Annotated in this window: 9 protein-coding genes and 1 tRNA gene; 5 read left to right on the plus strand and 5 right to left on the minus strand. The window is 71.1% G+C overall.

Annotated elements, in window-relative coordinates; genetic code table 11:
- Window positions 1–47 precede the first annotated feature (47 nt).
- Window positions 48–1,007, plus strand: coding sequence for a 23S rRNA (guanosine(2251)-2'-O)-methyltransferase RlmB (gene rlmB / locus E0F75_RS36640; RefSeq protein ID WP_229315298.1), 960 nt, complete (start codon window positions 48–50; stop codon window positions 1,005–1,007).
- 106 nt (window positions 1,008–1,113) lie between these two features.
- Entirely contained in the window at window positions 1,114–2,742 is a 1,629-nt protein-coding gene (locus E0F75_RS36645) for a DoxX family membrane protein (protein ID WP_229315299.1), read from the plus strand.
- Window positions 2,743–2,875: 133 nt separating this feature from the next.
- Here E0F75_RS36645 and E0F75_RS36650 read toward each other — a convergent pair whose 3' ends face one another.
- The 4 genes from E0F75_RS36650 to E0F75_RS36665 all read right to left on the minus strand — a co-directional run bounded on the left by E0F75_RS36650 (window position 2,876) and on the right by E0F75_RS36665 (window position 5,628).
- Window positions 2,876–3,034 carry a hypothetical protein gene (locus tag E0F75_RS36650; protein WP_229315300.1) on the minus strand — a complete coding sequence of 53 codons (159 nt, stop codon included), beginning with the start codon at window positions 3,032–3,034 and terminating at the stop codon, window positions 2,876–2,878.
- Between the two features lie 5 nt (window positions 3,035–3,039).
- Window positions 3,040–3,756 (minus strand): nucleotidyltransferase family protein, encoded by a 717-nt coding sequence (locus tag E0F75_RS36655; RefSeq protein ID WP_229315301.1) that lies wholly within the window; start codon window positions 3,754–3,756, stop codon window positions 3,040–3,042.
- Between the two features lie 80 nt (window positions 3,757–3,836).
- Window positions 3,837–4,247: a hypothetical protein gene (locus tag E0F75_RS36660; RefSeq protein ID WP_229315302.1), complete on the minus strand. Its 411-nt coding sequence runs from the start codon at window positions 4,245–4,247 to the stop codon at window positions 3,837–3,839.
- A gap of 283 nt (window positions 4,248–4,530) precedes the next feature.
- Window positions 4,531–5,628: an ABC transporter ATP-binding protein gene (locus E0F75_RS36665; RefSeq protein WP_229315303.1), complete on the minus strand. Its 1,098-nt coding sequence runs from the start codon at window positions 5,626–5,628 to the stop codon at window positions 4,531–4,533.
- Between the two features lie 182 nt (window positions 5,629–5,810).
- Here E0F75_RS36665 and E0F75_RS36670 point away from each other — a divergent pair.
- Window positions 5,811–5,884, plus strand: a tRNA-Thr gene (locus E0F75_RS36670).
- A gap of 71 nt (window positions 5,885–5,955) precedes the next feature.
- Here E0F75_RS36670 and E0F75_RS36675 read toward each other — a convergent pair.
- The gene (locus E0F75_RS36675; protein WP_229315304.1) at window positions 5,956–6,255 is read right to left on the minus strand and encodes a hypothetical protein; all 300 of its coding nucleotides are present in this window, start codon (window positions 6,253–6,255) and stop codon (window positions 5,956–5,958) included.
- 1,215 nt (window positions 6,256–7,470) lie between these two features.
- Here E0F75_RS36675 and E0F75_RS36680 point away from each other — a divergent pair.
- On the plus strand, window positions 7,471–7,803 hold the full coding sequence (locus E0F75_RS36680; RefSeq protein WP_229315305.1) for a trypco2 family protein: 333 nt from the start codon (window positions 7,471–7,473) through the stop codon (window positions 7,801–7,803).
- Between the two features lie 148 nt (window positions 7,804–7,951).
- Window positions 7,952–10,339 (plus strand): tetratricopeptide repeat protein (locus E0F75_RS36685; RefSeq protein WP_229315306.1); only part of this gene is annotated, 2,388 nt, incomplete at its 3' end.

The following is a 10,339-nucleotide window of genomic DNA, read 5'->3' on the forward strand; positions in this document are numbered from 1 at the left end:
CGAGGGCCGAGTACGCCTCCGTACGCAACACCGAGGATTAGGTAGTCATGGCCGGGAACAGCCAGCGCAGGAACCGTCGCACGTCCAACAAGAAGGGTGCGACGATCGGGAGCGGTGGCCAGCGGCGCAAGGGCCTCGAAGGCAAGGGCCCGACGCCCAAGGCCGAGGCCCGCAAGGGCCACAAGGCATTCCGCGTAACCAACGCGATGGCCCGGAACACGGCCAAGCGCAAGCCCGTCGCCCGCCGCGGCGGCAAGGGCCTGTCCGAGATGGTCGTCGGCCGCAACCCGGTCTTCGAGGCCCTGCGGGACGGCGTGCCCGCTTCGACGCTGTACGTGCAGCAGTTCATCGACAACGACGAGCGCGTGCGCGAGGCCCTGAACCTCGCCACCGGCCGCGGCAACATCAACATCATGGAGGCGCCGCGCCCCGAGCTCGACCGGATGACGAACGGCCTGAACCACCAGGGCCTCGTCCTCCAGGTGCCGCCGTACGAGTACGCGCACCCCGAGGACCTCGTCACGGCCGCGTTCGACGACCACGACGACCCGCTGATCGTCGCCCTCGACGGCGTCACCGACCCGCGCAACCTCGGCGCCGTCGTCCGCTCCGTCTCCGCCTTCGGCGGCCACGGTGTCGTCGTCCCCGAGCGGCGCGCCGCCGGCATGACCGCCGGTGCGTGGAAGACCTCGGCCGGCACCGCCGCCCGTACCCCGGTCGCCCGCGCCACCAACCTGACGCGCTGCCTGGAGCAGTACCAGAAGGCCGGTGTCACGGTCGTCGGCCTCGCCGCCGACGGTGACCGCGAGGTGCACGAGCTGGAGGAGCTGGGCGGTCCGGTCGTCATCGTCGTCGGCTCCGAGGGCAAGGGCCTGTCCCGTCTCGTCGGCGAGACCTGCGACTTCCTCGTCCGCATCCCGATGCCGGGCGGCGCCGAGTCGCTGAACGCCGGTGTCGCGGCCGGTGTCGTGCTCTACGAGGCGGCCCGCCGCCGGATGGCCCGCTGACACCGGGCCGGTAGTACTTCCGGCCTCGGCCGTGGCGTGATCTTGACGGGTCTCGGACATTTGCGAGCCGTCAAGGCAGTGTCCTAAACCCAGATCACTCGGTTAGATGAGTGTGGACACCAGAACGCCCCGGCCGGGGTTCGACGATCAGCCCGCGTTGAGCATGGTCAAGGTGGATTCCGATCCCGCCCAGGTGATCGTGAACCACGCCAGCTTCCGTGTGCGGCTCGCGCCGGCTCCGCAGCCGAAGATCGGCGCCGGCGCCCGCACCGCAGCCCTGTCCGGGGCCGGGGCAGGAGCGGGCGGACCGCGCCGTCGTCCCGTCGTGTGGACCGGAAAGTCCGCGCCGGGCGCGACCGGCCTCCTCCAGGCCGTACGGGAGTCCTCCGTCTCCACGCTGGAGCCGGCGGTCGGCCACGGCGGTCGTGACGGCGGCCGCGGCGGCCACCCGGGTCTGGACGCGGGCTCCACCCAGGCCATCCCGCGCATCGGCGACACCATGCCCACCCCCGTGGTGACCGCCGACTCCGGCCCCCTGCTGCCGCCGATGCGCCGCGCCGAGGGCGCGTACGACGACGTGTACGAGCTCCGGCCCGAGACCGAAGGACCCGGCTCGGCGGCGTACGAGGACGGCACGGCGGAGGCCCGGCCCGCGCAGCGCCACGGGCAGGACACTGTCCGGCACGCCTACTACCCCGGCCGCCGGATGAACCTCGGCGTCGTCCTCCTCCCGCTCCGCGTCTTCCTCGGCTTCATCTCCATCTACGCGGGCATGGGCAAGCTCTGCGACCCCGTCTACTTCGACGGCGGCGAGCGCGGCTCCATGGTCAAGTGGCTCAACTCCCTGCACCCCTGGCCCCTCGCCGAACCCCTCCGCGACTTCGCCCTCCAGCACCCGGTCGGCGCCGGACTCACCGTCGCCTTCCTCCAGGTCGTCGTCGGCGTCCTCACCGTCCTCGGCCTCTGGCAGCGCGTCGCCGCCGTCGTCGGAGCCCTGCTCTCCGCCGCGCTGCTCCTCACGGTCAGCTGGAAGACCGTCCCGGTCTACGACTCCGCCGACATCATCTTCCTGGCCGCCTGGTCCCCGCTGATCATCGCCGGCGCCCCCGTCTACTCGATCGACGGCCGCCTGGCCGGCGAGGCCTGGCGCACCCTCGGCCCGCGCGCCGACCTGTGGGACCTGCGCCGCCGCGTCGTGCGCCGCAGCACCCTCGTCGCGGCGGTCGTCGTCGGCCTCACCCTCCTCATCGGCTCCGTCCTCGGCGGCGCCGTCCGCTCCACCGAGATGGTCACCGTCCCGGGCCCCAACGACGACCCGATCAACCACCTCCCGGGCCGGCCGCTCCCCACCGAGCCGAAGCGCAGCGCCCCCTCCCAGGCCGCGTCCACCGTGCCCGCGCCCGCCGCGACCAGCGAGGCCCCGGCGGAGCGCGAGGAGACGCAGGAGGCGACCCGGCCCACCGAGACCACCCGCGAGGCCACCCGGACGCAGGAGCAGCGCCCGACGGCCACGCAGGGCTCGGGCACCGGCACCGGTGGCGGCGGCAGCAGCCGTACGCCCACGCAGTCCAACCCGGAGCCGCCGCCGTCCACCAGCGACACCCCGAGCAGCACGGGCGGCAGCACGTCGGGCGGCGGCTCCGGCGGCGGCTCGACCGGCTCGACGGGCACGCCGTCGGAGAGCAGCTCGACGTCGGGCGGGGCGAGGAACCCGATCGGCGGACTGCTGGGCTGAGGAGTCCGTACGGAGGGACGTCCGGACGACCTTCCGACGACCTTCCGTACGTACGGACGTCCGGCCACGGCGACGGACACGAAGAGGGCGGCACCGCGAGAACGCGGTGCCGCCCTCTTCGTGTGCGGGGATGTCATCCCCGGTGGGAGTCGGCCATGGAGGCCGTGGAGGCCGTGGAGGCCGTGCGGGCCATGCGGGTCATGCGGGTCATGCGGGCCATGCGGGCCATGCGGGCCGTGCGGGCCGTGCGGGCCGTGCGGGCCATGCGGGCCATGCGGGCCATGCGGGCCATGTGGGTCATCCCCGCTGTGCGGCAAGCTCCTTGGCGGCCTCGGTGAGGTCCTTGGCGGTGTCGATGGCCCGCCAGTAGGCCCCCTGGGGCAGCGGGAAGCCGGCCAGCCGCCGCTCTCGGGCGAGCCGGGGGAACGTGGTGCGCTCGTGGTCGCCCAGGTCCGGGAGAAGCTCCGTGAAGGCCGCGGAGAAGACGTACACGCCCGCGTTGATGAGGAAGGGCGACGGCGGCGCTTCGATGAAGTCGGTGATGTGGCCGAAGGTGTCGGTCTCGACGGCGCCCCACGGGATGCGGGGGCGGGCCAGGGCGAGGGTGGCGAGGGCGTCGCGCTCGTCGTGGAAGGCGGCCATCTCGCGCAGCGAGAAGCGGGTCCAGATGTCGCCGTTGGTGGCGTACCAGGGCTGGTCCGGCGCGGGCAGATGTGCGGCGGCGTACTTGAGGCCTCCGCCGCGGCCCAGGGGCTCGGTCTCGACGACCGTCGTCACCTTGAGGGGGAGGTCGGCGCTCTCCAGCCACTCCTGGAGCACTTCGGCGAGGTGGCCGCAGGAGACGACGGCGTCGGTCACGCCCTCGGCGGCAAGCCAGGAAAGCTGATGGCCGATGATCGGGGTCCCGGTGCCCGGGATCTCGACCATCGGCTTGGGGCGGTCGTCGGTGTACGGGCGGAGCCGTGAGCCCTGGCCGCCCGCCAGGACCACGGCCTGCGTCGGAGTGGTGTGCATACGGGGAACGATAGGCGCCCCGTACGTCCGGCGGTCGGACGCCCGACGGCCGGACGCGCGTCGTGGCTCAGCGTCGTCGCTCAGCTCGCGTGCATCACGCCGGTCGCGTACGAGGTGTCGCAGACCGGCCGCGAGAAGCCCTGGGCGCGGGAGGGGCCGTACTGCTCGACGGCGGCGCGGCCGAGGGAGCGGGCGATGGACATGCAGTGCTTGGCGAGGGAGGGCCGGTTCTCCACCTCGCGCTGGAGGTGGGTGAGGGCGACCCCGGGGTCCTTCTCCTGGAGCTCGGCGAGGAGCTGGTCGCGCAGAATGTCCTGCGGGGCACGGGACTTGGCGCGGACGGAGACCTCGGAGGAGGACGCCGTCAGCTGGGTCCCGGCGTCCTCGCCGGCCCACGGCACGGCGGACACCGCGAGCGTTCCCGAGAGCACCAGGACGACGGGCAGGACGAGGGCGAGAGAGCGGCCGATTCGGCGGGCAGTAGGCGTCACGCAGGCGAGCGTAGCGGCCGGTAGTGATATGGCGACATTTAGTCACTCTCGCGGGGGATGGTTCGAAGCGGCTTTTCGAATTCCGTGTTGACGCGGGGGGTGGGGGTGGGCCGGGAATGCCGGGGTTTTCCCCGGTAAACCCCACGGGGTCCTGCACCAAGACGAACGACCCCGCATCTGCAAGAGATACGGGGCCGTTCGGCCAGGACCAGCCGCCGGCTGTCAGGCGTCAGTCGTCAGGCATCACGCGGCTGAGGTCAGCCACTGAGGTCAGCCACTGAGGTCAGTCGCTGAGGCGGGCGCCGGTCGACGTCGAGAAGACGTGGAGCTCGGCGGCGCGCGGGACGACGTGCAGCGTGGTGCCCTTGGCGGGGACGTCACGGCCGCCGACGCGGACGACCAGGTCCTTGTCCTCGCCGCCGACGCGGGTGGAGCCGTACACGAAGCCGTCGGAGCCGAGCTCCTCGACGACGTTGACGGTGACGGCCAGGCCGTCCTTGCCGGTGGGGCCCTGCACGTCGAAGTGCTCGGGGCGGACGCCGACGGTGACGGTGGTGTCGCCGTTGGCGGAGGCGGCGGCGATGGCGTCACGGGAGACCGGGACGACGCTGTTGCCGAACTTGACGCCGCCGTCGGTGATCGGGACCTCGATCAGGTTCATCGCGGGGGAGCCGATGAAGCCGGCGACGAAGAGGTTGGCCGGCTTGTCGTACATGTTGCGCGGCGAGTCGACCTGCTGGAGCAGACCGTCCTTGAGGACCGCGACGCGGTCGCCCATGGTGAGGGCCTCGGTCTGGTCGTGGGTGACGTAGACCGTGGTGATGCCCAGACGGCGCTGGAGGCCGGCGATCTGCGTACGGGTCGAGACACGGAGCTTGGCGTCGAGGTTCGACAGCGGCTCGTCCATGAGGAAGACCTGCGGCTCACGCACGATGGCGCGACCCATGGCGACACGCTGACGCTGACCGCCGGAGAGCGCCTTCGGCTTGCGGTCGAGGTACTCGGTGAGGTCCAGGATCTTCGCGGCCTCTTCGACCTTGGTGCGGATCTCGGACTTGTTGACACCGGCGATCTTGAGCGCGAAGCCCATGTTGTCGGCGACGCTCATGTGCGGGTACAGCGCGTAGTTCTGGAACACCATGGCGATGTCCCGGTCCTTGGGCGGCAGGTGCGTGACGTCGCGGTCACCGATGCGGATGGAGCCGGCGTTGACGTCCTCGAGACCCGCGAGCATGCGCAGGGAGGTCGACTTGCCACAGCCGGAGGGCCCGACGAGGACGAGGAACTCGCCGTCGGCGATCTCGATGTCGAGCTGGTCGACGGAGGGCTTGGTGGCACCGGGGTACACCCGGGTCGCCTTGTCGAAAGTGACGGAAGCCATGGTGATGTGTCCCTTCACCGGCAGGAACGTGCCGGACGATCCGAGTAAAGGAAGGATTGAGGTCTAGTCCACCTGGATGAACTGCACGTGACGCTACCTGGCGCCGCGGCATCTGTCAGCACTCCGCCCGGGGTGAGATTTCCGACCGTCGCCGGGACGAGGTTGGTTACACTGCACTCGCTGCCTCCTTAGCTCAGCTGGCCAGAGCACCGCTCTTGTAAAGCGGGGGTCGTCGGTTCGAACCCGACAGGGGGCTCAAGGCAAAGGGCCGGCGCAGGGGCATGTTTCCCCGGCGCTGGCCCTTTCGCATGATCACGGCCGTGCCACCTACGTGCCAGAAGGCCCTTCCGGGCGGGCTTGGCGGATCATCTCGCCGAGCTTCCCGGCGATGTGCTGATCACGGTCGCTCGTCATGTGCTGGTAGATCAGCGCGGCCCGGGTCGTGCTGTGTCCCATCCGCGTCATCAGCTCGCGCGTGCTGGCCCCGGCGCTGGAGGCGAGGGTGGTCCCGGTGTGGTGGAGGTCGTGGAAGTGGATATCACCGGAGACGCCGGGAGCGGTCTTCGGCGCCTTGTCGGCCAGCGTGCCGTTCTGCAGCTCGGACTGGGCACGGCGGACCAGGACCACGGAGCGGCGGGTCAGGTCGAGGCCGGCGGCGGAGCGAGGCCCGCTCGCTCCGCCCTGGCGAGGCTGGGAGCGCAGCTACAGGCATGCCGACGAGGTGTGATCAGGGAGCGAAGTACCAGCAGTACAGGCTCAGGCCTCTCTCCTTACGACTGCCGGCCAAGGCTGACAGACGTTCAAGGAGACCAACCGCGCTGTCTGGTGAAATCTCATCGTCGGGCTCAGAGAGGATCTCAGCCCAACTCGTAGCTGCGGTTCGGAGCCGATCCGTTCCTGCACTTGCCAATGCCGTGCAGAGCGGCTGCGGAACAGCGAAGACGGTGAAGCCATCGTTGGCCATCGGCACCACGTATCTGAGTGGACTCTCTGCCCCGGTCAGCAGGGCCTCCCACCTCGGAACCGCGTCATCCGCATAGACACCGTCACACGGCACGGCAGGAAAGGCGTGACTCTTACGCGGTCCTACACGCACTGCGGACTCGTCGTCTCCAGCAAGGAAGAACTCTCCCACGAGCACCATCTGCCGATTCTGGCACGCACCGGTGCCCGGGAACGTGGGCCAGCGACTGCTGCGCATGATCAACCGGACAGGTCCCAGAGCTTGCGGCCGCAGGGAGCTGTTACAGATTTCTCTACCTCGTCAAGGCACCCGCCGCGCACGGCCCGTCGCCCGGGCCTGCGCTCCTGTCTACGCCCCACTCCAGCCCGGCCGCCGACCGCACGCCTGACAGCTCGGGTTGATGGGCGACGACCACGGATCGGCCGAGGCGGTCCGCGGGTGCGGCTCAAGACGATGCCTCCGGCGGGGGCGCTCAGGCTCCGGGATGGCGGGGGACCGTGCTCGGGTGCCGGCCGGTGGGGTGTGGCGGTGGGGGCTCCCATCCCGTCTGCCGTCGACCCAGGCAGAGCTGAGCAGACACGGCACCGGGCGTCCAGGTCGTTCGTACAGTGGCGCGCTCCACCTGGGCGCCCGGCACCGCGGCTGCTCCACGGTGTGTGGGTCGACGGCAGACGGGATGGAAGCTGGGGTGAGGGCTGGGTGTGACGTTTCCCGTGATGGCGCACAAGCGATCTCCAGTGTGTCGAGTCGGTTGTTTTCGATCGTTTGTTGTCGTGTGGGTTGGTGGGGGAACTCATCCAGTGGTGGTGGTCGTACTCACGGGTGCATCGCCCGTGGGGGCGGTGACGCGCTGTGCGCCGAAAGAAGAGGGGTTCAGGATGGCTGAGGAGATCGGGATCGCGGAGGCTGTGGAGCATCTGCGGGCGGAGCTGGTGGCCGCGGCGGCAGGTGAGGGGAGCGGTCCGCGGTTCGAGGTGGGGCCGGTGGAGTTGGAGTTCTCGGTGGAGATGCGCAGGGAGGGCAAGGGGAAGCTGGGTGTGAAGGCGTGGGTGGTGTCGGCGGGGGCGGAGGGGTCGGTGTCGAAGGCGTCGGTGCACCGGGTGAAGTTGGTGCTGACGCCGAAGGACACGGTGACCAACGGCGCCTATCACGTGAACACCGACCGGCCTGACGAGACAGGCGAGTTGATTGGCTCCCGCTTCGGCGAGTAGGGCCGGGCATCCCGCCCGCCGACCACGGGGTGCCGGCCCGCGGGATGGTGCACATCGGAGTCGGGCGCGATCGCGGGGAGGGCTGATCGGGGTGCACAGGGCGCGGATAGCGGTGGTGCGGTCGGGGGAGGCGCGGGGGTCGGGGTATGTGCTGGGCGGAAGGCTGGTGCTGACGGCCGCGCACGTGCTGAAGGACCCCTCGCGGGTGTCGGTGCAGTTGCCGGACCGGGCGGGTGTGGTGAAGTGCCGGGTGATGTGGCAGCAGTTGGATGACGGTCCGCAGGGGTGGGATGCAGCGCTGTTGCTGGCGGAGGGGGAGTTGTCGGACCGGCCGTTGCCGGGGGTGCGGTGGGGGCGGCTGGTGACCATGCAGTCCTGTCCCGCACGGGCGTTCGGTTTCCCGGAGGTCGGGAAGGCCGGCGGGGACGCGGTGTCGCTGGTGCAGCGGGACGGACGCGTGCTGCCTGTGAGCGGCCGGGACCGGGACCGCTACGTCCTGGCCGGCGCCAGTGGCGCCGCACCGGTGGAGGGGGTCTCGCCGTGGGGCGGGATGTCGGGGGCGGCCCTGTGGTGCGGCAGCGGGCCGGGCATGCTGCCGCTGCTGACCGGGGTGGTGGTCGGTGACGCACCCGGCTGGAGCCACACCCAACTGGAGGCCATGCCCGCCTACGCGCTGGCGTCGAATCCGGTCGTGCGCCGGCTGGTCGAGGAGCACACCGGACGGCCGATGTCCCTGGAGCCGGCCGACCTCCAGGACGTCACCGACCGCCTGGCCACACCCCGGCCACCACGCTCACCGGCCGACCTGCTGCGCCCCGAGCAGGCGGTGGTGTCCTTCATGGGGCGGGACGACCTCCTCAAGGAGTTGAGCCACTGGTGCGAACCGGCCCCCGAGACCGCCGCGTCCAGCCCGCCGGATGCGGCAGGCGAGGGGATCTGGGAGTGGGGCGAGAGCCCTGTGCGGGCGCGGCTGCTGACCGGGCAGGGGGGAGCGGGCAAGACCCGGCTGTCCGGCGAGCTCGCCGCCCGGATGACGGTCCGGGGTTGGACGACGATCCGTCTGACAACCGACACCACCGTGCCGCTAGACATCCTGTCCCAGGTTGGCCGCCCACTGCTGATCGTGGTCGACTACGCCGAGACCCGTACACCGCAACTACATGCCCTGCTCGAAGCAGTCGACCACGACCAGGCGGACAGCCCCGTACGGGTGCTGGCTCTGGCCCGCGCCGCGGGCGACTGGTGGACCCGCGCCGCGCAGCACCCCCACAGCCAGGCCCTGGCCGCCGCCGCCGTCACCCCGGTAACGGCCCTGCACCCCGCCGTCGACGACCGCGCCACTGCCTACCAGCAGGCGGTGGGCGATTTCAGTACTCGGCTGCACCTCCTGTCCCCCACCGTCGACTGGTCGGCGCTCCTGCCCACAGTCCTTGCCCCGGCCGCACGACCGCCACTGGACGGCAGCGAGTTCGACACGCCTTTGTCGGTGCAGATGGCCGCGCTTCTCGCCCTGCTTGACGCCACCGGCATCCCCCAGCCGACCAACCAGGCCAACTCACTCGAAGGTCGACTCCTGGGGCATGAGCGTGGCTACTGGGACAAGACCGCCAGCAGCCGGGAAGCCCTGTGCGGGGAACGTACCGGGACCCAGACGCGTGCGCTGGCTGTCGCCCTGGCCTGCATGGTCCCCGCGACCGATCGCGACGACGCCCGCGCGCTTCTGGCCCATCTGCCCGGTCTGGGCGACGACAGCGCGGCCGCCGTGCGCAGCGAGTTGGCCACCTGGCTCACTGATCTGTATCCCGCACCCGCGGAAGCAGAATGGGGCAGTCTCCAGCCCGACCGGATCGCCGAACACCAGCTCGGCACCGAGGCCGCCCGCGAACGGTCCCTGTTCACCCGCATCCTCACCGAACTCCCCGACCCGCAAGCCGCCCAGGCCCTGACTGTCCTGGCCCGCACCAGCCAGCACCCCCAATACAATGGCGTGATCAGCCACATCCTGCGCGAGGCCGTCGGTACCGCCCCGGAGGTACTGGGACCGGCCGCCCTGACCACCGCGACCCGTACCGCGCACCCCGCACCCCTGATCGCCGCGCTGACCGAGCTGACCCGGACCACGTCGGACGTCGCGCTGCTGTGCGACCTCAGTAGCCGGATCCCGCACGCCACCCTGGCCCTCAGCGAATGGGCCGCCGACCTCGCCACAGCCCTGGTCGAACACTACGATTCACACAATCCCGACCTTCCCGGCCTCGCCGCCTCGCTGAACAACCAGTCCGTCCGTCTGACAGGGCTGGGGCGCCGGGAGGAGGCGCTGATCGCCGTCACCCGCGCCGTCGAGATCCGCGAGACTCTCGCCGACCGGCGGCCTGACGCCTTCCTCCCCGACCTCGCCATGTCGCTGAACAACCAGTCCAACCGCCTGTCCGATCTGGGGCGCCGGGAGGAGGCGCTGACCGCCATCACCCGCGCCGTCGACACCTACCAGACCCTCGCCGACCGGCGGCCTGACGCCTTCCTCCCCGACCTCGCC

The organism is Streptomyces sp. CB02980 (assembly GCF_014451325.2).
Taxonomy (GTDB): domain Bacteria; phylum Actinomycetota; class Actinomycetes; order Streptomycetales; family Streptomycetaceae; genus Streptomyces.

Coding starts and splice junctions, on each gene's coding strand:
- rlmB (WP_229315298.1), top strand. CDS start 48: ATGGCCGGGAACAGCCAGCGCAGGAACCGTCGCACGTCCAACAAGAAG.
- E0F75_RS36645 (WP_229315299.1), top strand. CDS start 1,114: ATGAGTGTGGACACCAGAACGCCCCGGCCGGGGTTCGACGATCAGCCC.
- E0F75_RS36680 (WP_229315305.1), top strand. CDS start 7,471: ATGGCTGAGGAGATCGGGATCGCGGAGGCTGTGGAGCATCTGCGGGCG.
- E0F75_RS36650 (WP_229315300.1), bottom strand. CDS start 3,034: ATGGCCCGCATGGCCCGCATGGCCCGCATGGCCCGCACGGCCCGCACG.
- E0F75_RS36655 (WP_229315301.1), bottom strand. CDS start 3,756: ATGCACACCACTCCGACGCAGGCCGTGGTCCTGGCGGGCGGCCAGGGC.
- E0F75_RS36665 (WP_229315303.1), bottom strand. CDS start 5,628: ATGGCTTCCGTCACTTTCGACAAGGCGACCCGGGTGTACCCCGGTGCC.